This window comes from Streptomyces sp. NBC_00377 (assembly GCF_036075115.1).
Lineage (GTDB): Bacteria > Actinomycetota > Actinomycetes > Streptomycetales > Streptomycetaceae > Streptomyces.
This window is the reverse complement of sequence record NZ_CP107958.1, coordinates 3,169,146-3,192,315: the sequence shown is the minus strand read 5'-3', so window position 1 is coordinate 3,192,315 and position 23,170 is coordinate 3,169,146. Positions and strand designations below refer to the sequence as shown.

Sequence of the window (23,170 nt, the reverse complement as noted above, 5' to 3'; positions counted from 1 at the left end):
GGCGGTGGACGAGTGACGAGGACCGGATCATGACCGAATCCAGTGAGTGGCTCATCTACCGAGGCGCAGGCGAACCGCACGACGGGATCGAGCGGTTGCCCGATCCGCCCCCCTGGCGCGACTTCACCAGCCGGGACGCGGCGCGCACCGGCGACGGGTCCGAGGACCGCAGGCTCGGCGCGCACCGGCACCTGGCGGAACTGCACCGGCCGGGCGCCGAGGAGCTGGAGATGATCAACGCGGCGCTCTATCTGCGCCGCCCCCTGCTCGTCACGGGCAGCCCCGGCGCGGGCAAGAGCACGCTCGCGCACTCGGTGGCGTACGAACTCGGCCTCGGCAACGTGCTGCGCTGGTCCGTCGTCAGCCGTTCCGCGCTCCAGGACGGGCTCTACCACTACGACGCGATCGCCCGGCTCCAGGACGTGCAGATCGCCGCGCAGGGCGGATTCGGGTCGGCGGCGGGCTCACCGGGCGCGGTCGAGGGGATCGGCAGCTATATCCGTCTGGGACCGCTCGGCACCGCGCTGCTGCCCTCCGACACCCCGCGCGTGCTGCTCATCGACGAGCTGGACAAGAGCGACATCGACCTGCCCAACGACCTGCTGAACGTGCTGGAGGAGGGCGAGTTCGCGATCCCCGAGCTGGAGCGCATCGCCGACCGGCTGCCCGACGGCGAGGCGGAGGTGCTGACCGCCGACGGTGTGAAGGTCCGGGTGCGGGACGGCCGGGTGCGCTGCCGTGCCTTCCCGTTCGTCGTGCTCACGAGCAACGGGGAGCGCGATTTCCCGGCCCCGCTGATGCGCCGGTGCATCCACCTGGAACTGGGGCGCCCCGACCACAACCGGCTCGCCACCTTCGTACGCGCGCATCTCGGGGACGAGGCGGCGCGCGCGGGGGACGATCTGATCACGCGGTTCCTCGAGCGGTCGCGCAGTGAACTCCTCGCGGCCGACCAGCTGCTGAACGCGATCTACCTCACCGACGCGGCCGCGCCGCCCAGTCGTGACCGCCTGGCCGACCTGCTCATCCAGCGACTCGACCGCCCGAGGTGAGGGCCTGATGCCCGACGCAGCGGCCCGTCACGGCCCCGTCCCGCCGGACGGCCGCCGCTCCGGCGCCCCCGGCGCCGGTCCGGCCGACGGCAGCCGCCCCGGCGTCGCGGGCCCCGTCCCGTCCGAGGGCGTCCCGGGCGGTCCGGGTGCGGCCGATGGCGGCCCGGTTGCCGGGGCGGGCGGTCGTGATCCGCTTGCCGAACTCGTCGCGCGGTTGCGTGAGGTCGGACTCGATCCGGACGTACCCCAGCTCTGCGACGCGCTCTGGCTGGCGCGGTGGACCCGGCCGGTGGAGGACCCCGAGCCGGAGGACCCGCCCGCCAGGACCGGCAAACGCCCCGTACCCCGGCTCGACGGGACGCACGGCAGCGGTGCGGACGGGCGTCCGGAGGGTGAAAGGCCCGAGCGGCCGCCGCGGCCGCCGCAGGACGTGGGGGCCGACGGGCGGGTGAGCCTGTACCCGGTGCCGCCGGACGGGGCGCCGCGCTCACGCGGCGCGGGACGGGCCGCCGCGCTGCCGGTGGGCGTACCCGCTGCCCCCGTGCTGCCCGCCCCACTCGAACTCCAGCGCGCCTTACGGAGGTTGCAGCGCTACCGGAGTCCCGCGCCGCCCTTGCGCATGCGGCTCGACGAGACGGCGACGGCGGAGCGCAGCGCCCAGGCCGGCGGGCTGATCCTGCCCGTCCACCGGGCCGTCACCCGGCGCGACGCCCGGTTGCAACTGGTCCTGGACGCCTCGTCCTCGATGCGCGTATGGGACCGGCTGTTCGTCGAACTCCAGCAGGTGTTCGGCCAGTTGGGTGCGTTCTCCGACATCCAGGTCAGTCATCTGCACCAGGGGCCGGACGGTGAACCCGCCGTCAGCCGCAGCCCCGACGCCTACGCGGCGCCGCTGCACTCCGCGGACCGGCTCAGCGACCCCACCGGCCGCCGGATCGTGATCTTCGTCAGCGACTGCGCCGGTCCCCTGTGGCACAGCGGCCACGCACACCGGCTGCTGCACCAGCTCTCCCGTCAGGGCCCGGTCGCCGTGCTCCAGCCCCTGCCGCAACGCCTGTGGAACCGCACTCGGCTCCCGGTGGTGTTCTGCCGGCTGAGCCGGGGCGAGACGCTGGGCGGGGCGGCGGCACTGCGCGTGCGCACCCCGGTGGGCGTTCCGGCGGAGATTCGCCGGGGAGCGCTGCCCGTGCCGGTGCTGCCGCCCGAGCCGGTGGCCCTCGGCGCCTGGGCCGCACTGCTGTCCGGGGCCGGCGCCGGGTCCGTCCCTGGGGCCGTGGGCTGGGTGCGCGCGGACCAGCCCCCCGCGCCGGCGGCGCGCGCGCACCGACGGCGCACGCCGTTCGAACGGGTCAGCAGATTCACCTCCAGCGCCTCCCCGGCCGCCGGACGGCTGGCCGTCTACCTGGCTGCCGCCCCCCTGTGCCTGCCGGTGATGCAGCTCGTCCAGCGCACGATGCTGCCCGACTCGGGACCGGCCGAACTCGCCGAGGTGCTGGTCGGCGGTCTGGTGACGCGCGCGTCGGAGGAGTACGCCGACGACGGTGCCCAGTGGTACCGCATCGAGCCCGACGTCCGTGACGCCCTGCTGTCCCGGCTGGGCCGCGACGAGGCCATGCTGGTGCTCAAGCACTGCTCGGAGTACATAGAGCAGCGCTTCGGCAAGGGCGGACCCAACTTCCCGGCCCTCGCCCTGGCCCAGCTCGGCGCCGGCGGCACGGGCCGGCCGTACGCGCCAGGCGCCGACCGCACGGGCGGTGATCACGGCGGCAACGGTGAGGAAGCCCCCGTGCCGCAGCCCTTCGCGGAGGTCGCGGCCCGTGTCCTGCGACGGTTCATGCCGCTGCCGGAGCAGTTCGAGACCTATGGCGCCCGGACCGGCCAGGGGCCCGCGGCGGACCGGCCGACGCATCAGGCGGTCCGCAGGGCCCGGGCGCTGATCGAACGCTTCGACGGCGAGGGCATGATCCAGGACGTCATCGACGCGGTGCAGCTGCTGCGCGGCGCCACCGAGCGGGAGTCGACGGCCGCGGACCCCGAACTGTGGGCCGAGTACGCGCACTGCACGCTGCGCCTGTGGGAGGTGCAGGGCGGCGACGAACTGCTCCAGGAGGCCGAGGCGGCCGCGGAACGGGCGACCGCGCATCCCGGGCGGCTGCGCGAACGGGCCGTGCTGGCCCGGGTGCTGCACGCGGCCGCGACCGACCGCAGGCGGCGCGGGGACCGGAGCGCCGCCCTGGATCTGCTGCGCCGCGCCGACCGTGAGTACGCCGTCGCCTGCGCGGCGCCCGGGCTCGGCGAGGAGCAGGCGCTGCGGCTCACCCTGGAACGCGTCGGCGCCCTGGAGGCACAGTGGCGGCTCGGCGGGGACAGCGCGTTGCTCCAGGGCGCCGTCGGCATGCTGGAGGCTTTCGCCGACGTCTGGCCCGACCGGCGCCTCCGCCCGCCCGCGCTGCCCCTGGAACACGGCCGCATTCTGCTGCGGCTGTCCGGCGCCACCGCCGACCCCGACCAGGCCCGTCTCTACGCGGAGCAGGGCGCGCAGTCGCTGCGCGACGCCCTGGACACCGACCCGGAGCCGTACACCGCCGAGTCGGCACGCGCGCGGGTGCGCGTACTGCTCGACCTGGTCGACGCGCTGCTCCAGGCGGGCGGCCCGCTGGACGACGCCCAGGACCGGGTCGACGAGGCCCTGGCGCTGGTGCGCGACCAGGGCCGGCGGGCGTCCTTGCTGGCGCGGGCCGGCCGGATCGCCGTGGCCCGTCACGCCGAGTCGGGCGAACCGGCGGAGCTGGAGACGGCCGCGGACCGCTTCGCGCAGGCCGCCCAGCGGATGTCCCGGGACGCGCCCGCGCACGCCGACGTCCTCGCCGAGTGGGGCGAGGCGCTGCTGCGGCTGGCCGGGCTCCAGTCCGGGGCGCGGGCGCGGGACGCGCTGTCCCGGGCGATCCGTGTCCTGCGGGACTGCCGCATGGAGACCCCGGCGGGCAGCCCCCGGGTCGCCCACCGGCTGCTGCTGCTCGGCCGCGCGCTGATGCTGCGCTACCGGGCCCGTGGGGACCGGGTCGACCTGCGCGAGGCCGAGCATCTTTTCGGCCTCGCCGCGGCGGATGCGGAGGACCCCCTGCTGGCGGCCCGCTGCCGCCTGGAACTCGGCCAGGTCCAGTTCGAGGCCTATCGCAGCCTGCGCCGTCCGGCCCGCCTGGACCTCGCGGTCGACGCCTTCCGCGACGCGGCGGAGTCCGCCCGGGAGGCGGAGGGGGTGGCCGAGACGGACCGCAGGCGACGGGAAGCCGTCCAGGCGGGTGCGCAGGCGCACCACTGGCGGGGTATGTCCTATGAGGCGGCAGCACGGCCGCGGGCTGCCCGGGATGCCTACCGGGCGGCCCGCGTGGAGTGGTCGCGGCTGCCCGAGGGCAGTCTGGTCGCCGACGGTCCGACGCCCGCCGGGACGGCGGAACGGCTGGCCGAGCTGGAGCGGGTGACGTGAGCGGGGCGACTCGGGAGGGAAGGGCATGGACGTACGGGGACAGGTCGCGGGGTGGACGGTGATGCCGGAGGACGCCGGCGTGGTCGAGCCGTTGCCGGATCTGCTGGCGGTGGATCTGGCGGAGTTGGGGACGATCGAGCATCCGGTGCTCAGGGAGGTGCTGGGGGAGCTCACGGAACGGGCGGCGCGGCCGAGCGAGATGCTCTGGGGCTTCAACAACTCCCTTTGAGAAGAAGCGCGTCACCTCAGGTGTCGCACGACACGCAAACATCAGGCTCGGTCTAGAAGTGTCATATTCGGTCGCCTTTGGCGATCGAAATGGTCAATCACGATCGCGCCAGGTTTACAGCGGATGCCCGTCCGGGCATCCGCCCCGTGCGGGGCGCAGGGCCGCGACACAGGCTCCACAGCATGGGGGTGCCGGAGTGTCTGAAGAGGCGGGCACCGGCCGACTCCCTTACCCGTTCCGCCAGTTCATCGTGAAGATGCACGGCCGCTGCAACCTCGCCTGCACCTACTGCTACCTCTACGAGGGCCCCGACAGCACCTGGCGCACCCGCCCCCGGGCCGCCTCCGCCGAGGTCCTGGACGCCACCGCCACCCGCATCGCCGAGCACGCCGGCACCCACCGCCTGACGGCCCTCTCCCTCGTCCTGCACGGTGGCGAACCCCTGCTGGCCGGCGCCGGGACACTGGCCGCCTTCACCGGCCTCGTCCGCGACCGCGTCCCGGCCGGCTGCGCGGTCCGCGCCGTCATCCAGACCAACGCCACCCTGCTCACACCGGAGCACCTCACCGTCCTGGCCGGCGGAGGCATCCGGGTCGGCGTCAGCCTCGACGGCGGGCTGGCCGCGCACAACACGCGCCGCGTCGATCACGCCGGACGCCCGTCCTGGCCCGCGGCCGTCCGCGGCGTACGTCTGCTCGCCGAGCGGTTCCCGCAGTCGTACGCCGGCATCCTCACCGTCGTCGACCCGACGCTCGACCCCGTGGAGACGTACGAGTCGCTGCTCGCCCTGCGCCCGCCCGCGCTGGACCTCCTGCTGCCGCACGGCAACTGGTCGGCGCCGCCCCCGCATCTGGCCGGTACCCGCTACGGCGAGTGGCTGTGCGCCGTGTTCGACCGCTGGTGGGCCGCCGAACGACGGGAGACGAGGGTCCGTCTGTTCGAGGAGTGCGTGGCCCTTCTCCTCGGACTGCCGGCGGCGACCGAGTCGCTCGGCCTCGCCCCGTTCGACGCGGTCGTCGTCGAGACCGACGGTTCCATCGAACAGGTGGACTCGCTGAAGTCCGCCTACGACGGCGCCGCGCGAACCGGCCTGGACGTCTTCCGTCACGCCCTCGACGACGCACTGCGCCACCCGGCCGCCGCCGCCCGGCAGACGGGCGCCGAGGCCCTCGGGGAGCAGTGCCTGGCCTGCCCCCTCATGACGGTGTGCGGCGGAGGCCACTACGCCCACCGCTACCGGGCGGGACACGGCTTCCGTAACCCGTCCGTCTACTGCGCGGACCTCAAGCACTTCATCCCCCATGTGGCGCGGCGGCTCGCCGAGGGCGCGTCCGCGGCCGTCCCCGTCCCTTTCCCCCTCCCTCGTGAAAGGGGCAACCCGTGATCCTTCCCGAGGTCCCGGACGAAGCCCTCCTCGACCTCGCCCGCACCGGCGCGGACCCCGGCACGCTGGCACTCCTGCTCCGCGACCAGGACACCCGACGGCTGCTCCTGCTGCGGGCCGTGCTGGAGGCGGTAGAGGGAGCCGGTCCCGAGGTCTGTTCCGCCCGGCAGAAAGCACGCGTGCGCGAGGACTGGGCCCTGCTGACCGAGGCGGACCGCGCGACACCCGTTGCCGTCGCCGGCGGTGCGACCGCCCTCCCACCCGCCCGCACCCGGCTCATGTACCCCCTGACCGGCGCGTGGGGCTGGCGCTGTCTGCGAGGACTGACCGGGCCCGCGACAGCACAGCGCGGACGCCTGCTGCGGGACGACCTGGCCCACCTCGGGGCGCTCGCGGCCGTCGCCGCAGCCCGGGCCGGGGTGTCCTTCTCCGTCCGTTTGACGGCGCACGACGGAGTGCTCGCCCTGCCCTCCCTCGGAGCACTGCATACCGCGGAGGGCGGCGCGGCCGACGTCGAAGTGACCGGCGAAGCAGGCACTCTGACCGTACGGCAACGGCAGGCCGCCGACGTGACGGTCCACCTCGAGGACGGCTTCGGGGCGTGGTCGGGCGCGCTCGCGTGGACGCCCGCGCACGCGCTGCCCGGGCTGCTGCCGGGCACCCCGCCCGTGCCGCTGGACGACCTGGACCCCTACCGGGCCATCCGGGCGCCGCGCTCGGGATCGCTGGGCGGACCGACGACACTCGACGACGCCGGCCGCAAGCAGTGGGCGCAGGCGTGGTCCGGCACGGCCGCCGCCCTCAGGACGGGCGGCGAGCACCGGCTGACGGAGGCGCTCGCACTGCTGCGCTGCCTGGTCCCCCTAGAGTCGCCACCGGGAGCGTCGGGGGCCGGACGCGGCGGTTGCAGCGCCACCCGGCGGGAGGCGTTCGGAGCACTGATGACCAGCGTCCCGCCCGATCCCGTGACCTTCGCGGCCACGCTCGTGCACGAACTCCACCACGCCAAACTCTCCGCACTCGGCGACATGGTGACTCTCCATCAAGCCTCGGACGAGGCACGGTACTTCGCTCCCTGGCGACCCGACCCCCGGCCCTTCGACGGACTGCTCCAAGGTGCCTACTCACATCTCGCGATAGCCGACTACTACCAACGGCGCGCGCTCGTCGAACCCGCGCACCGGGAGTCGGCGTGGGCTCAGCACGCCCGCTGCCGCGCCCAGGTGGGCGCGGTACTGCCGGCGTTGGTCGGCTCGCCCGACCTCACCCGCCACGGGCGCCTGTTCGTCGACGGGATGGCCGCCGCGTACGAACGCATGGATGAACACCCCGTGCCCAGGGGACACCGCGTTCGCGCACAGGCGTACGTGGGAGTCGCACGCACCCTGTGGACCCAGCGCCACGCCCCCGCGCTCTCCAGGCCCGAATGAGTGAGGGAACGGAAGATGACTGAGCGTTCGGGCCCCCGCCGCCGACTGTTACGCAAAGATCGTCAGGCCTGGGTGTGCGCTCCTCGGGTCCCGGGACCTTACGAGCGGAGCGCCGAGGTTCTACGATTTCTTGGGATTACGCGCTGGAGGCCGCTGCATGTCTGGAGCCCGTACGTCGACCGGGTCGAGCGAGAGAGGGGTCGCGAGGCAGACGGTCACGATCCACTTCGCGGGCTTCAACAGGGCCTGGGCCGCCTGGATCGGGGACCGCCTGGAGCGGCGCGGCCTCCGGGTGGTGTTCCTGCGCTGGGACTCCCCGGCGGAGACACCCCTGGTGGATCTCCTGCGCGACCTGAAACTGGCCGAGGGCCGCATCCTCATCGTGGTCAGCGAGTGGTACTTCCAACTGGGCCCGCGCACACAGGAGGAGTGGAACACGGCCCTGCGAGAAGTGGTCGCCCCGGACGCCTCCCGCTTCGCCGCTGTCTCCGTGACCACCGCTCCGGTACCGTCGGCCACCGCGGTGCTCGCCCCCGCGAGCCTGGCGAACCTCGGTGCGGACGAAGCCGAACGACGCCTGCTGGAACGCCTCGATCTGATGTACGAGACCCTGCCGGAGTCCCCGGAAGGCAGCCGCCGTGGACCTCGTTTCCCCGCGGCCATGCCCGAGGTGTGGGGCGGTGTGCCGCGCCGCAACACCCGGTTCACCGGCCGCGAGTCACTCCTCAACGACGCCTACCACCTCCTCCAGGGCGCGGAGCCGGGCGCCGGTGTGGTGACGCTCCACGGCATGTCCGGGGTGGGCAAGACCCAGCTGGCCGCCGAGTACGTCTACCGGTTCGGCTCCGAGTACGACGTCGTGTGGTGGGTCAACGCCGAGAAACGCGTGACCTACCGGCGGCTGCTCGCCGAACTCGCGCCGAAGCTCGGTCTGAGGACCGGCCAGGAATACGGCGAGCGGCTGCGCGCGGTACGGGACTCGCTGCGGCGGGGCGACCCGTACGCCCGGTGGCTGCTGATCCTCGACGGCGCGGACGAACCCGACCAGGTCTGGGACATGGTGCCGACCGGCCCGGGACACGTCATCATCACCTCCCGCAACCCCGAATGGAGCGAGCACAACAGCAAGTTGCTGGAGGTGCCGGTCTACGCCCGCGACGAGTCCGTGGCCTTCATCCGCCGGCGCGCGCCCAGACTGACCGAGCGGGAGGCGGACCAGCTCGCGGACGCGCTGGAGGACCTGCCGTTGCTGCTGGACCAGACGGCGGGCTGGCTGAACGACTCGGACCTCTCGGTGCGCGACTACATCGCCCTGCTGGACGGCGGCATCGACAGCGACGTCGTGAAGGTGTCGGCGGACTTCCCGCTGGCCTTCCAGACCGCCTGGTCGATACTGCTGAACAAACTGCGTGAGACCGTGCCGGAGTCCGTCGACCTGCTGCGGCTGTGCACCTTCTTCGCACCCGGCTTCGTCCCGGTGCGCCTGCTCAAGGAGATGCCGAGCGACGAACTGCCCGAACAGATCGCCGGGCTGGTCAACGACCCGCTGCTGTGGAACAAGGCGATCAACCAGCTCCGTCAGTACTCCGTCGTGCGTCTGGAGTCCCACGAGACGGCGCTCGACGAGGCCGCTTCCTCCGGCGAGGCGCTCTACCTGCACCGCATGGTCCACCAGATCGTCCACAAGGACATGCCGGAGGCCGACCGCCAGGAGTTCATCGAGGTCGTACGGCGGGCACTGGCCGCCGCCGACCCCCGCCGTCCCACCGACCCCGACCTGTGGCCGGGCTACGCCGAGATCGTGCCGCACCTGAAGTACGCGGACGTCCTTCAGACGAAGGACCCCAGCGTCCAGCGGCTGGTCTTCAACTGCCTGCGCTACATGTACTTCTCCGGTGAGTACGCCTCCGGCATCAAGCTCGGCGAGCGTGCCATGAAGGCATGGCGCACCCTCCTCGGCGACAGCCATCCCCGCGTCTGGGAACTGACCTACCACTACACCAACCTGCTGCGGGCCGTGGGCGACTACACCCGGACGGAGGCGCTGAGCCGCGCCGCCGTGGAGCACCTCAGGGCGGAACGCGGATCACAGGACCTGGAACACCTGCGGGCCGCCGCCGGTCTCGCCGCCGACCTGCGCGGCCTCGCCCGTTACGACGAGGCGCTCCAACTGTCCGAGTGGACACTCCTGGCGTACCGCGAACTCCTCGGCGAGCAGGACTCGCGCACGCTCAACGCGCAGAACAACCTGGCCGTCTCCCTGCGTCTGCTCGGCCGCTACGAGGAAGCCCTCGAGGTGGACCGCCGCACCCTGGAGGCACGGCGCACCCTGCTGAGGGCCCGGCACCCGTGGACACTGCACTCGGAACTCTCCTACGCCGTCGGCCTGCGCCTGCTGGGCCGCTACGGGCAGGCGGAGTCCGTCCAGGCGAGGAACCTGGAGGAGAACCGCATCGTGATGGGCGGCGACAATCCGCAGACCCTCACGGCGGAGCACAACCTCGCCCTGTGCCTCTACCGCGGCGGCAGCCGGGAGAAGGCGGGGGCACTCCTCACCAGCGTGCTGGAGCGCGGCGAGCGCGTGCTCGGTGAGACCGACCCGCTGACCTTGATCTTCGCCTCCAGCCAGAGCTGTTACACCCGCGAGCACGGCGACATCGACCAGGCCCGCGAGCTCAGTGAGGCGGTGGTCGCCCGCTACGAGGTGATGCTCGCCGACGGCCATCCCTTCATCGCCGGGGCCCGCTCGAACCAGTCGCTGATCCTGCGCATCGTGGGTGAACGGGAGTACGCCCACGTCGTCGTCGAACAGGCGCTGGCCGACATGAGCGCCGCGGTCGGGGAGAACCACCCCTGGACCCTGGGCTGTGCACTGAACGCCTCCGCCCTGCGCAACCTCGTCGGTGACACCGAAGGGGCCGCGGTGCTCAGCGCGGACAGCGTGACACGGGCCATCGAGGCGCTCGGCCGTACGCACCCCCTGACCCTGTCCACCCGGATCGCGCACGCCGCCGACCTGCGCGCCCTGCGGGACCGCCGGCAGGCGGAGAAGACCGAGCAGGAGGCCCTGTCCGATCTCGAGGCGACCCTCGGCAAGCAGCACGTCCACACCCTGTCGGCCCGCGCCCGCATCCGCCCGTTCTGGGACTTCGAGCCGCAGCTGACGTGAGGGCGTCCGGTGCCGCGGGGCCCCGCCCCGCGGCACCTGCCACGGTGAACACGGCGAACCCGGAACACGGGTGAAGGGCCCGTCCCCGAAATCTCCGGGGGCGGGCCCTTCACCGTGAAGCGGGCTCTCGAGGGCCGAAAGCTCAGGCCTCGAACACCTCACGCACCAGCTGCTCCTGCTCCGCCTGGTGACGCTTGGCGGAGCCGACCGCCGGTGACGAGCCGTGCGGGCGCGAGATGCGCCGCAGACGCTCGCCGTGCGGGATGTCGGCGCCGACCGCCAGGTCCAGGTGGTCGATCAGGTTCAGGGCGATGAACGGCCAGGCACCCTGGTTGGCCGGCTCCTCCTGGACCCACAGGTACTTCTCGGCGTTCGGGTACTTGTTGACCTCGGCCTGGACCTCGGCGCCCGGCAGCGGGTACAGCCGCTCGAGGCGGATGATCGCCGTGTCGGTGATCCCGCGCTTCTGCCGCTCGGACTCGAGGTCGTAGTACACCTTGCCGGTGCAGAAGACGACCTTCTTGACCGCTTTCGGCTCGACCGAGGCGTCGCCGATGACCGGGCGGAACTGACCGGTCGTGAACTCCTCCGCCTTCGACGCGGCGGCCTTGAGACGCAGCATCGACTTCGGGGTGAAGACGACCAGCGGCTTGTGGTGCGGGTTGTGCACCTGCCACCGCAGGAGGTGGAAGTAGTTCGACGGCAGCGTGGGCATGGCCACCGTCATGTTGTTCTGGGCGCAGAGCTGGAGGAAGCGCTCGACACGGGCCGAGGAGTGGTCCGGGCCCTGGCCCTCGTAGCCGTGGGGGAGCAGGAGCGTCACACCGCTCGTCTGGCCCCACTTCTGCTCGGCCGCCGAGATGTACTCGTCGACCACCGTCTGCGCGCCGTTGACGAAGTCGCCGAACTGCGCCTCCCACATCACGAGCGCGTCGGGGCGGGCCAGCGAGTAGCCGTACTCGAAGCCCATGACCGCGTACTCGGACAGCAGCGAGTTGTAGACGTTGTAGCGCGCCTGCTCCTCGGCGAGGTACTGGAGCGGGGTGTGCTCCTCACCCGTCTCGCGGTCGATGAGGACCGCGTGACGCTGGCCGAAGGTGCCCCGCTGGGAGTCCTGGCCGGACAGCCGGACGGGGGTGCCCTCCAGGAGGAGGGAGCCCACGGCCAGCGTTTCGCCCATGCCCCAGTCGATCGTGCCGTCCTCGACCATCGACGCCCGGCGCTGGAGCTGCGGCAGCAGACGCGGGTGGACGTGGAAGGAGTCGGGGATGTTGACCTGGGACTCGGCGATCCGCTTGACGACCTCCGTGGAGATCGCGGTGTTCACGGCGACCGGGAACTCCGCCTGCGGGTCCGACTCGGAGCCCGTGCTCGGCTGGGCGGTGACGGCCTCGCGGACCTCCGTGAAGACCTTCTCCAGCTGGCCCTGGTAGTCCTGGAGTGCCTGCTCGGCCTCTTCCAGGGTGATGTCGCCGCGACCGATGAGGGACTCGGTGTAGAGCTTGCGCACCGAGCGCTTCTTGTCGATCAGGTCGTACATCAGCGGCTGGGTGAAGGCCGGGTTGTCCGACTCGTTGTGACCGCGGCGGCGGTAGCAGATGAGGTCGATCACCACGTCCTTGTTGAACGCCTGGCGGAACTCGAAGGCCAGCCGCGCGACGCGGACCACGGCCTCCGGGTCGTCGCCGTTCACATGGAAGATCGGGGCCTCGATCATGCGCGCCACGTCCGTGGCGTACATCGACGAGCGGGAGGACTCCGGGGCGGCGGTGAAGCCGACCTGGTTGTTGATGACGATGTGGACCGTGCCGCCGGTGCGGTAGCCGCGCAGCTGCGACATGTTCAGGGTCTCGGCCACCACGCCCTGGCCCGCGAAGGCCGCGTCGCCGTGCAGGGCGACGGGCAGGACCGTGAAGTCCGTGCCGCCCTTGTTGATGATGTCCTGCTTGGCACGGGCGATGCCCTCGATGACCGGGTCGACCGTCTCCAGGTGGGACGGGTTCGCGGCCAGCGAGACCTTGATCTGCTCGCCGTCCAGGCCGGTGAAGGTGCCCTCGGCGCCCAGGTGGTACTTCACGTCGCCGGAGCCGTGCATCGACTTCGGGTCGAGGTTGCCCTCGAACTCGCGGAAGATCTGCGCGTACGACTTGCCGACGATGTTCGCCAGGACGTTCAGGCGGCCGCGGTGGGCCATGCCGATGACGACCTCGTCCAGGCGCGACTCGGCGGCGCTGTCGATGACCGCGTCCAGCAGCGGGATGACGGACTCGCCGCCCTCCAGGGAGAAGCGCTTCTGGCCGACGTACTTGGTCTGGAGGAAGGTCTCGAAGGCCTCGGCGGCGTTCAGCCGGCGCAGGATGCGCAGCTGCTCCTCGCGCTCCGGCTTGCTGTGCGCGCGCTCGATGCGGTCCTGGATCCAGCGGCGCTGCTTCGGGTCCTGGATGTGCATGAACTCGACGCCGGTGGTGCGGCAGTACGAGTCGCGCAGCACGCCGAGGATGTCGCGCAGCTTCATCAGGGACTTGCCCGCGAAGCCGCCGACGGCGAACTCGCGCTCCAGGTCCCACAGGGTGAGGCCGTGCTCGGTGATGTCCAGGTCGGGGTGCTTGCGCTGGCGGTACTCCAGCGGGTCGGTGTCGGCCATGACGTGGCCGCGGACCCGGTAGGAGTGGATCAGCTCGAAGACCCGCGCGGCCTTGGTGACGTCGTCGTCGTGGCTGGCGTCGATGTCCTTGAGCCAGCGGACCGGCTCGTAGGGGATGCGCAGCGCCTCGAAGATCTCGTCGTAGAAGCCGTTCTCCCCGAGGAGGAAGTTGGCGACGACGCGGAGGAACTCGCCGGAGGCGGCGCCCTGGATGACCCGGTGGTCATAGGTCGACGTGAGCGTCATGACCTTCGAGATGCCGAGCTTGTTCAGGGTGTCCTGGCTCGTGCCCTGGAACTCCGCCGGGTAGTCCATCGAGCCGACGCCCATGATGACCGACTGGCCGGGCATCAGACGCGGCACGGAGTGCACGGTGCCGAGGCCGCCGGGGTTGGTCAGGGAGACGGTCACACCGGTGAAGTCGTCCATCGTCAGCTTGCCGTCGCGGGCGCGGCGGACGATGTCCTCGTAGGCCTGCCAGAACTCGAAGAAGTTCAGCGTCTCGGCCTTCTTGATGCCGGCGACGACGAGCTGGCGGTCGCCGTTGGGCTTCACCAGGTCGATGGCCAGGCCGAAGTTGACGTGCGGCGGCTTGACGAGGGTGGGCTTCCCGTCCTTCTCCGCGTAGTGCCAGTTCATCGACGGCATGGCCTTGATGGCCTGCACCATCGCGAAGCCGATCAGGTGCGTGAAGGAGATCTTCCCGCCCCGGGCGCGCTTGAGGTGGTTGTTGATGACGATGCGGTTGTCGAACAGCAGCTTCACCGGGACCGCGCGCACGGACGTGGCCGTGGGCAGCTCCAGCGAGGCGTTCATGTTCTTGGCGACCGCGGCGGCCGGGCCGCGCAGCGTCACGAACTCGGGACCCTCCGCGGGCGCAGCCGCGGCGGGCGCGGGCTTCGCGGCGGCCGGCTTGGCCGCCGGAGCCGCCTTGGCCGGAGCCGGGGCGGCGGCCGCGGGCTTCGGGGCGGCGGCCGGCGCGGGAGCCGGAGCAGCCGGAGCCGGGGCGGCGGGTGCCGCCTGGGCCGGGGCGGCGGGCGCAGGAGGTGTGCTGGTGGTCGCTGCGGCCCCCGCGGCCGCAGTACCCGCCGGAGCCGAGGGCGTGGCCGCCCCCGGCTTGTAGTCGGCGAAGAAGTCCCACCAGGCACGGTCTACCGAGTTCGGGTCCTGGAGGTACTGCTGATAGATCTCGTCGACGAGCCACTCGTTCGGTCCGAACGCGGCCGCGGGATTCTTGCCCGCTTGGTCTGCGTCGGTCGAGATGCTCGATGCGTTACTGGGGGACTGTGGCGACACGGCGGCAACCGCCCTCTTCCGCTTCACAAGGTGATGGACAGCGGGAATAAAGGCTACGCCCCCTGGAGGGGGAAGGTCAGGCCGGGCCGGTCCAAGGTCGTGTAAGTCACATCGGAAAGCGCGTTTCGCGGCTGTAAATGGCGGGAAACAAGCGCGGTTGCGCGTCTTGAGGGTGTGTTGATGCATGTCGCGCACGCCGAGCGTGCGGACCCCTTGCCGACCTGGGACGGTCCGCTGCCTGATCACACGTGTCGGGCTGCGCCGACGCCGGTGGATCTTGTGGCTCCGGTTCGAACTTTACGTCAACTTGAGACGGAAGCCTCTCCCGGAAGAGTGACAAGAATCCGGCAACCCCGCTCGGATTCGGCCACTCCGATCCGGCCGCCGTGAAGATCGACCGCCCAACGGGCGATCGCGAGCCCCAGTCCGGTGCCGCCGTCGCTGCCCGGGCCGTGCGGCCGGCGGACGGCCCCCCGGTTGAACCGCTCGAACACGCGGCGCCACTCCGACCGCGGAATGCCGGGTCCCTCGTCCAGGACCTCGAGCTCCAGCGACTCCGGCAGCGGGCCGCGCCGCGCCTTCACCGTCACCCGTCCGTGCGGCGGGCTGTGCTTGACCGCGTTGTCGATCAGGTTCGCGACGACCTGGTGGATGCGCTCCGGGTCCGCGTGCGCGGTCAGCTCCGGTGGGGACACGTCCAGGTGCAGATGGACGTCCGTGCGCGTGTGGTTGCCGCCCGAGCCCATCGTGGCGCGCGCCGAGGCGACCATGTTGGCCTCCTTCAGCACCCCGGACAGATAGGGCCACACCTCGAAGCGCCGTTTGCGCAGGGGGACGACGCCGTTGTCGAGGCGGGACAGGTCGAGCAGCGTCTCCACCAGCCGCCCCAGCCGCTCGGTCTGCTTGAGGGCGGTGCGCATCGTCTCGGTGTCCGCCTCGGCGATGCCGTCGACCACGTTCTCCAGGACGGCCCGCAGACCCGCGATGGGTGTGCGCAGCTCGTGCGAGACGTTGGCCACCAGCTCCTTGCGCTGGCGGTCCTGGGCCTCCAGCTCGTCCGCCATGACGTTGATCGTCTGGGCCAGGTCGCCCAGCTCGTCTCCGCGGTTCTCACTCACCCGGCGGGTGTAGTCACCGTGCGAGATGGACCGGGCCACGGTGTTCATCTCGCCCAGCGGCGCGGTGAGCGAATGCGCCACGAACTGCGTGATCAGCAGTGTGGCGATCATCGAGAACACCGTGATGAAGCGCAGCTCCGTCTTGGTGTGCACCGCGATCATCGACAGACCGGTGGTGATCAGCACCGAGATGACGACCAGCGCACCCAGCTTGGTCTTGATCGAGAACGGGCGTACGCGCCCCCAGGGCTCCCCGGGGCTTCTCGGTCCGTCCGGCCCTGCGCTCATGGCGTGGGGGTCTCCAGTGCGTAGCCCACACCGTGCACGGTGCGGATCCGCTCGGCGCCGATCTTGCGTCGCAGCGCCTTGATGTGGCTGTCGACGGTACGGGTGCCGGAGGCGTCCGCCCAGTCCCAGACCTCCGCGAGGAGCTGTTCCCGGGAGAGCACCGCGCGCGGGGTGTTCGCCAGGCAGACCAGCAGGTCGAACTCGGTGGGCGTGAGGTGCACGTCCTCCGAGCGCACCCGCACCCGGCGCTGCGCGTGGTCGATCTCCAGCTCGCCGAGCCGCAGGATCCCGCTGCGCGGCGTGGTCGCCGCGATCGCGGCCCGCTCCACCCGGCGCAGCAGCACGTGCACGCGTGCCGCCAGCTCCCGCATCGAGAACGGCTTGGTCATGTAGTCGTCGGCGCCCACGCCGAGCCCGACCAGCATGTCGGTCTCGTCGTCGCGCGCCGTGAGCATCATCACCGGCACCGGGCGGGACGCCTGCACACGACGGCAGACCTCCAGACCGTCGAAGCCGGGCAGCATGATGTCGAGGATCAGCAGGTCGGGCTGCCAGGCCTCCGCCGTGTCGACGGCCGCCGGGCCGTCGCCCGCTGTTTGCACGAGGAATCCCTCGGCGCGCAGGCGGGCCGCGATGGCGTCGACGATCGTCGCGTCGTCCTCGACCACCAGAACGCGCCGCTGCGCGCCCGGCGTGGCTGTCGCCGTGGTGTTGTGTGCGGTGTGTGTCTGCTCCATCGCCCGCCCCTGAGTGTGCTTTCCGGAACCAGTGGGGTGATCCCATGTCTGCGCATGACTGCGGTTGACGCGTAAATGATCGGCGTCAGGGGTGCAGCGTACGGGGAGTCACCACGGCTTTGCTATCCAGGTCGGACGGCGAGGTGCACGACGTCCGGCACGCCTCGGGCAACCGGGATCTCTTCGGTACGCACCTGCTGGAACCCGGCATTCCCCATGGTTCCCTCGAATTCCGGAGAGGGGCGGGCAGACCATACGGCCAGTACCCCACCGGGTCTCAACACCCGCGCGCAGCCCGCGAGTCCGGCCTCGGAATAGAGGCTGTCGTTGCCCTCGGTGACGGTCCAGTCGGGCCCGTTGTCGATGTCGAGGCATACCGCGTCGAATGTGTCGCATGTCTCGTTGACGTAATCGAGCAGATCCGCTTCGACGATCTTCGACCGCGGGTCGGCGAGTGCGGCCCCCGACAGCGCGGCCAGCGGGCCGTCGAGATGCCAGTCGATGACGGCGCGCTCGCGCTCCACGACCGTGATGCCGCCCCACCGGGGATCGGCGGCGGCGTGCGCCAGGGAGAAGCCGACGCCGAGGCCGCCGATCAGCAGGCGGGGCGAGGGGTGGCCGGCCAGCGCGGACAGCGCGGCGTCGACCAGCAGCCGTTCCGAACGGCCGTCCGAGGTGTCCATCAGGAAGCAGCCGTTGGCGATGATCTGGAGCAACTCCCCGTGCCTGCGCAGGACGACCTCGCCGTAGGGGCCTTCGCGACGGTCCAGGACCTCGGGTGCGTCGGGGATGTCGAACGGGAGGGACATCGTCCCATCCTGGCATTTCCCTGACGGTTCGTTGAGGGAATTCCGTGTGTGTCGGATGCCGGGGGCGTGCGCCTCGGAACGGCCCGGGAGGGCTTTCGCACCATGTAGGAGCGGGCCCGGAGAACCCTCGGAGCTTCCTGTGAATCGGCTCGGTCGTGGCGTCCGTCACAGACAGCGCGGAGTCCCGGCGCGAAAAGTGAGGGGGAACGGAAGGAGCGCCTCACGGTGGAACGCACGGCCGCACCCCCGAGCCCGCCTTTGCCCGAGGTGTCCGGGCTGCTGGACGGCATCCCGGCCCAGCGCACCGCGCGGCGCGCCGAGCCGCCCGCCGAGGCGGCCCCCCGTCACCGGTACCGGATCCCCGTCCCCTTCACCCTCTCGTACGCGGCGGTCCTCGCCGTCACCTCGTACGGCACCGCCCACCTCGACGCCTCCCTCGTGCATGCCCTGCACCAGGGCTCCAGCACGGACGTCGCCCATCTGGCGCGGACGCCGGTCCTCGTGCTGGTGGCCAGCGCGCTGTGGGTGGCGGGTGGCTTCGCCTCCCCGTTCACGCTCGGTTTCCTGGTCGTCCTCACGGCCCTGGAGCGGCGCGTCGGCGGCGTCCGGACGGCCGTCGTCTTCTTCCTCGGGCATGTCCTGGCCACCCTCGCGACCGAGGTGCCGGTGGGCCTGGGGGTGCTCGTGGGGCGGCTGCCCGACAGCTCGCTGCACCGGCTCGACTACGGCATCAGCTTCGGTGTGGCCGCGAGCGTCGGCGCCCTGACGGGCCTGCTCGGGCCGTGGCTGCGGTACCCGCTGCTGGCCGCCTTCGGCGGGATGCTGCTCCAGGACCTGATCGCCTTCACCGACCCGCTGACGAACTGGGGGCACCTGATCGCGCTGGCGACAGGCGTCGCCGGCTGGTCCCGGGTCCGGCGCTGGGAGCGGGACCGGCGGTTCGGCGGCCGCTGAGGGGCCGGCGGTCCCGTACGGGCGTCAGTCCTCGAACTGGACCGTGCCGTTCTCGTGCAGGGTCGGATGGAGCTTCATGGGGCCGTACTCGTCGATGTCCGACGGGCGGGGCGGCTCGGGGCCGTCGGCACCCACCCGGACCATCCGCTCGACGCGGCAGATCCGGAACAGGCGGCCCTCCACGCTCGCCTCGTCGGCCCGTCCGGCGGCCCGGAACGCCTCCGCCGCCCGCGCGTACAGGACCTTCTTGCGCTCGTCGAAGCGGTAGAGCATCGCCCAGACGCGGGCCATCCCCTCGTACAGCGAGCGGCGGGCCTCGTGCGGGGTCGCCGCCAGGGACCCGCACGGCGTCCAGCCGGAGTCGTCGCGTTCGGCCACCGAGAAGCCGACGGGCAGTCGCACCACGTCGGGGTGCGTCCGGGCCGACCATTCGGAGTCCGCGCGCACGTCGGCGGGGAAGCGGGCGCCCGTGTACGTGAAGTCGCGCAGGCCCAGCCGGAGGGCGCCCGCCATCGGGCCCTCGTCCCGGTCGGGGTCCAGGAGGTAGCCCACGTCCGGCGACGGGACGGCGACCGGGTCCTCCCATGACGGGTCGGGGGGCTCGAGGTCGGTGGGGCGGGGCGGCTCGGGACCGTCGTCACCGGTGCGGGCGAACTCGTCGCCGCGCACCACCCGGTAGCGCACGCCCAGCGCCTCCACCTCGTCGGCCGGAGCCCGCTCCAGCACGGCCACGGCCGCCAGCAGTTCGCGCCGGACGACCGGGTCGTCGGGGCCGTCCTTCGCCTTGAACCACAGGTACGAGTTCAGTCCGTCGCGGGCCTGCTGGGGCATCCCGTCCACCACCGGCTTCAGCAGCCGCCAGCCCGGGTCCGCGGCGGCCGGGTCCCGCACGGCCACACCGAAGACGGGCCCGCGCAGCGTGATGTGCGGATAGCGGCGCGAGGCCTCGACGGCGTCCGCCTCCGTCACCCAGGCGACGGGGTCGTCACGGCGGACCAGGTCGGCGTGGAGGGCGTCGAGACGTCGCTTCCAGTCATCGGTCATAGGCGCATTGTGGTCGGGCGGTGGGTGAATCAGGGGTGAATGCCGGAAGTGGGCGGGGTACGGAGAGGGGGCGCGAGGGGCGCGCCCCGTCGTGCGACGCCTTACGGTGCGCCCTCTCGGCCGCCGGACGTCACCCCTGCGTGTCACCCGTGAACTTCGCGCTGGTCAGCGATGACTCGACGCGCCAGCCCAGGGACTCGTACAGTGCCCGGCCCTGCGGTGTCGCACCGAGGACGCCGGTCCGCGCGCCCTCTTCGGCCGCTGCGCGGTGCAGGGTGCGCATGACGAGCGCGCCGAGCCCGCGGCGGCGGTGAGCGGGGGAGGTCTCGATCTGGTCGACGACCGCCGTCGCGCCGGTCGGGGCGATCTGTCCGCGCGCGGCCAGGGAGCCGTCCGGGGCGGCGATCATGGTGCGGACCACGCCCCCACGCGACCAGGTGCGCGTCCGGTAGCCGTCGGGCGCCGCCCCGGGCGGCGCGTCCGTGAGCGGGGCCGTCATCAGGAAGCCGGGCTCGGGGTCGATCCACCAGCCGGGCCCCAGCCAGGGCCCGACCAGTGCGGGGTCGGCGAACACCTTCAGCCATACGCCGGCCCCGGTGACCGCGCCCGCCACCCTCCGGACGACGGGCTCCGTCACGGCGTCGTTCGTCGCGCCGAGCACATGGCGGGTGACGTGGTGCCCCGTTCCCACGTCGACGGTCCATCCCCACGGCTCCGTCACGGGCGGCGCCGCCCCGCGCGACACGACCCATCCCTCCACCCAGGCCCGCACGAACCGATCCACGGAGACCCCCTTGGTCATAGCCGGTTGTAATGGTCGAATGCCCTCTTCGTCCATTACGGTCGACCGTATGTCCGGAAGGGTCCGGCGCGACAGTCGTGATCGCCCACAGCGAACGGACGGCATCGCGGGGAACATTCGCCGACTCACATGCATTGAGTCGGCATAGCTCAACTTGACTGCCGAAGGGGAGATCATGGCATCGACGTCCGCTCCGCTCACTCTGCCCGTACTGCCTCTCGATGACGAGGTCGTGCTCCCCGGCATGGTGGTTCCGCTGGACCTCAACGACACCGACGTACGCGCCGCGGTGGAGGCCGCCCAGGCCGCCGCCCGTTCCGAACCCGGGAAGCCCCGGGTGCTGCTGGTGCCGCGCATCGACGGGACGTACGCGAGCACCGGCGTGCTCGGCACCGTCGAGCAGGTCGGCCGGCTGGCCGACGGCGACCCGGGCGCGCTCATCCGCGGCCGCGGCCGCGTGCGCATCGGCGCCGGCACCACCGGGCCGGGCGCCGCCCTGTGGGTCGAGGGGACGACCCTCGACCAGACCGTCCCCGAGCCGCTGCCCGGGCACGTCGCCGAACTCGTCACGGAATACAAGGCGCTCGCCACCGCGTGGCTGCGCAAGCGCGGCGCCTGGCAGGTCGTCGACCGCGTCCAGGCCATCGACGACGTCTCCGCGCTCGCCGACAACTCCGGCTACTCGCCGTTCCTGACCACCGAACAGAAGGTGGAGCTCCTGGAGACCACCGACCCGGTGGCCCGTCTGAAGCTCGCCACCCAGCAGCTGCGCGACCACCTTGCCGAGCAGGACGTGGCCGAGACCATCGCCAAGGACGTCCAGGAAGGCGTCGACAAGCAGCAGCGCGAGTTCCTGCTGCGCCGCCAGCTCGAAGCCGTCCGCAAGGAGCTGCGCGAGCTCAACGGCGAACAGGAGGGCGACGAGTCCGACGACTACCGCGCCCGCGTCGAGGCCGCCGACCTGCCCGAGAAGGTCCGCGAGGCCGCCCTCAAGGAGGTCGACAAGCTGGAGCGCTCCAGCGACCAGTCGCCCGAGGGCTCCTGGATCCGCACCTGGCTGGACACCGTCCTCGAACTCCCCTGGAACGTCAGGACCGAGGACCGGTACGACATCCAGGGAGCCCGAGCCGTCCTGGACGCCGAACACGCCGGCCTGGACGACGTGAAGGAGCGGATCACCGAGTACCTCGCGGTGCGCAAGCGGCGCGGTGAGCGCGGCCTGGGCGTCGTGGGCGGGCGGCGCGGCGGCGCCGTGCTCGCACTCGTCGGCCCGCCCGGCGTCGGCAAGACCAGCCTCGGAGAGTCCGTCGCCCACGCCATGGGCCGCAAGTTCGTCCGCGTCGCCCTCGGCGGCGTCCGCGACGAGGCCGAGATCCGCGGCCACCGCCGTACCTACGTCGGCGCGCTGCCCGGCCGGATCGTGCGGGCCGTCAAGGAGGCCGGATCGCTGAACCCGGTCGTGCTCCTCGACGAGATCGACAAGGTGGGATCCGACTTCCGGGGCGACCCGGCGGCCGCCCTCCTGGAGGTCCTGGACCCGGCGCAGAACCACACGTTCCGCGACCACTACCTGGAGGTCGAACTCGACCTGTCGGACGTGGTCTTCCTCGCCACCGCCAACGTGCTCGAAGCCATCCCGGAGGCCCTGCTCGACCGCATGGAGCTGGTCCGCCTCGACGGCTACACCGAGGACGAGAAGGTCGTCATCGCCCGTGACCACCTGCTCCCGCGCCAGCTGGAGCGGGCGGGCCTGGACAAGGACGAGGTCGCCCTCGAGGAGAGCGCGCTGCGCAAGCTCGCCGGCGAGTACACCCGCGAGGCGGGCGTGCGCACCCTGGAGCGGTCCATCGCGCGGCTGCTGCGCAAGGTCGCGGCCCAGCACGAACTGGGCCAGCGGGAACTCCCGTTCACGATCGGCGACGAGGACCTGCGCGGCCTGATCGGCCGGCCGCACCACGTGCCCGAGTCCGCCCAGGACCCGGCCGAGCGCCGGACCGCCGTGCCCGGTGTCGCGACCGGTCTCGCCGTCACCGGCGCCGGCGGTGACGTCCTCTTCGTCGAGGCGTCGCTGGCCGACCCGGAGACGGGCGCGGCGGGCCTGACCCTCACCGGCCAGCTCGGCGACGTCATGAAGGAGTCGGCACAGATCGCGCTCAGCTTCCTGCGCAGTCACGGCGCCGAACTGGAACTGCCGGTGGGCGACCTCAAGGACCGGGGCGTGCACATCCACTTCCCGGCCGGCGCGGTCCCCAAGGACGGCCCGAGCGCCGGCGTCACCATGACGACGGCCCTCGCGTCCCTGCTGTCGGGCCGGCTCGTCCGCACCGACGTGGCGATGACCGGCGAGGTCTCCCTGACCGGCCGGGTCCTGCCGATCGGCGGGGTGAAGCAGAAGCTGCTCGCCGCGCACCGGGCGGGTGTCACGACCGTGATCATCCCCAAGCGCAACGAGCCCGACCTGGACGACGTCCCGGCGGAGGTGCTGGACAAGCTGGACGTCCACGCCGTCACGGACGTCCGCCAGGTCCTGGAACTGGCGCTCGCGCCCGCCACGAGCGGCGCGGCGCCGGAGGTCCCGGTCGCGGCGTGACGACACCCCCCTGAGCGGGGACCGTCCGCGACGACCGGACGGGGAAGGCCCGGGTCCTGTGACGGAGACCCGGGCCTTCCCCGTGTCCGGCCGGCGCCGCTGCGCGGCCCTGGGAACAGCCGTGGGCCCGGGCCTGC

Annotated in this window: 14 protein-coding genes; 8 read left to right on the top strand and 6 right to left on the bottom strand. The window is 72.1% G+C overall.

Features of this window, described 5'->3' with window-relative positions; genetic code table 11:
- The first annotated feature begins 29 nt into the window (after positions 1-29).
- The 6 genes from OHS71_RS14225 to fxsT all read left to right on the top strand — a co-directional run bounded on the left by OHS71_RS14225 (position 30) and on the right by fxsT (position 10,751).
- The gene (locus OHS71_RS14225) at positions 30-1,052 is read left to right on the top strand and encodes an AAA family ATPase (protein WP_328479746.1); all 1,023 of its coding nucleotides are present in this window, start codon (positions 30-32) and stop codon (positions 1,050-1,052) included.
- Between the two features lie 7 nt (positions 1,053-1,059).
- On the top strand, positions 1,060-4,539 hold the full coding sequence (locus tag OHS71_RS14220) for an SAV_2336 N-terminal domain-related protein (RefSeq protein WP_328479745.1): 3,480 nt from the start codon (positions 1,060-1,062) through the stop codon (positions 4,537-4,539).
- 25 nt (positions 4,540-4,564) lie between these two features.
- On the top strand, positions 4,565-4,768 hold the full coding sequence (gene fxsA / locus OHS71_RS14215; RefSeq protein WP_328479744.1) for an FxSxx-COOH cyclophane-containing RiPP peptide: 204 nt from the start codon (positions 4,565-4,567) through the stop codon (positions 4,766-4,768).
- Between the two features lie 256 nt (positions 4,769-5,024).
- A complete protein-coding gene (locus OHS71_RS14210) occupies positions 5,025-6,152 on the top strand; it encodes an FxsB family cyclophane-forming radical SAM/SPASM peptide maturase (RefSeq protein WP_328484510.1) in 1,128 nt (375 codons plus the stop codon).
- Positions 6,152-7,582, top strand: coding sequence for an aKG-HExxH-type peptide beta-hydroxylase (locus OHS71_RS14205; protein WP_328484509.1), 1,431 nt, complete (start codon positions 6,152-6,154; stop codon positions 7,580-7,582). The genes OHS71_RS14210 and OHS71_RS14205 overlap by 1 nt, the downstream gene beginning before the upstream one ends.
- Before the next feature lie 157 nt (positions 7,583-7,739).
- Positions 7,740-10,751, top strand: coding sequence for an FxSxx-COOH system tetratricopeptide repeat protein (gene fxsT, locus OHS71_RS14200; protein WP_328479743.1), 3,012 nt, complete (start codon positions 7,740-7,742; stop codon positions 10,749-10,751).
- Positions 10,752-10,893: 142 nt separating this feature from the next.
- Here the strand turns inward: fxsT and OHS71_RS14195 are convergent, their stop codons facing one another.
- From OHS71_RS14195 to OHS71_RS14180, 4 genes are all read right to left on the bottom strand, one after another.
- On the bottom strand, positions 10,894-14,691 hold the full coding sequence (locus tag OHS71_RS14195; RefSeq protein ID WP_328479742.1) for a multifunctional oxoglutarate decarboxylase/oxoglutarate dehydrogenase thiamine pyrophosphate-binding subunit/dihydrolipoyllysine-residue succinyltransferase subunit: 3,798 nt from the start codon (positions 14,689-14,691) through the stop codon (positions 10,894-10,896).
- 302 nt (positions 14,692-14,993) lie between these two features.
- A complete protein-coding gene (locus OHS71_RS14190) occupies positions 14,994-16,097 on the bottom strand; it encodes a HAMP domain-containing sensor histidine kinase (RefSeq protein WP_328479741.1) in 1,104 nt (367 codons plus the stop codon).
- Positions 16,094-16,834, bottom strand: a complete 741-nt coding sequence (locus OHS71_RS14185) for a response regulator transcription factor (RefSeq protein ID WP_328479740.1) — start codon at positions 16,832-16,834, stop codon at positions 16,094-16,096. The genes OHS71_RS14190 and OHS71_RS14185 overlap by 4 nt, the downstream gene beginning before the upstream one ends.
- A gap of 122 nt (positions 16,835-16,956) precedes the next feature.
- Positions 16,957-17,643 carry a spermidine synthase gene (locus OHS71_RS14180; protein ID WP_328479739.1) on the bottom strand — a complete coding sequence of 229 codons (687 nt, stop codon included), beginning with the start codon at positions 17,641-17,643 and terminating at the stop codon, positions 16,957-16,959.
- Positions 17,644-17,868: 225 nt separating this feature from the next.
- On the opposite strand from OHS71_RS14180, the gene OHS71_RS14175 reads away from it, so the two are divergent.
- On the top strand, positions 17,869-18,597 hold the full coding sequence (locus OHS71_RS14175; RefSeq protein WP_328479738.1) for a rhomboid-like protein: 729 nt from the start codon (positions 17,869-17,871) through the stop codon (positions 18,595-18,597).
- Between the two features lie 24 nt (positions 18,598-18,621).
- On the opposite strand, the gene OHS71_RS14170 is transcribed toward OHS71_RS14175, so the two are convergent.
- Both OHS71_RS14170 and OHS71_RS14165 read right to left on the bottom strand, forming a co-directional pair.
- A complete protein-coding gene (locus OHS71_RS14170; RefSeq protein ID WP_328479737.1) occupies positions 18,622-19,641 on the bottom strand; it encodes a DUF5954 family protein in 1,020 nt (339 codons plus the stop codon).
- Positions 19,642-19,771: 130 nt separating this feature from the next.
- Positions 19,772-20,425, bottom strand: a complete 654-nt coding sequence (locus OHS71_RS14165) for a GNAT family N-acetyltransferase (RefSeq protein WP_328479736.1) — start codon at positions 20,423-20,425, stop codon at positions 19,772-19,774.
- Between the two features lie 193 nt (positions 20,426-20,618).
- On the opposite strand from OHS71_RS14165, the gene lon reads away from it, so the two are divergent.
- Positions 20,619-23,033, top strand: coding sequence for an endopeptidase La (gene lon / locus OHS71_RS14160; protein WP_328479735.1), 2,415 nt, complete (start codon positions 20,619-20,621; stop codon positions 23,031-23,033).
- Positions 23,034-23,170: the final 137 nt, after the last annotated feature.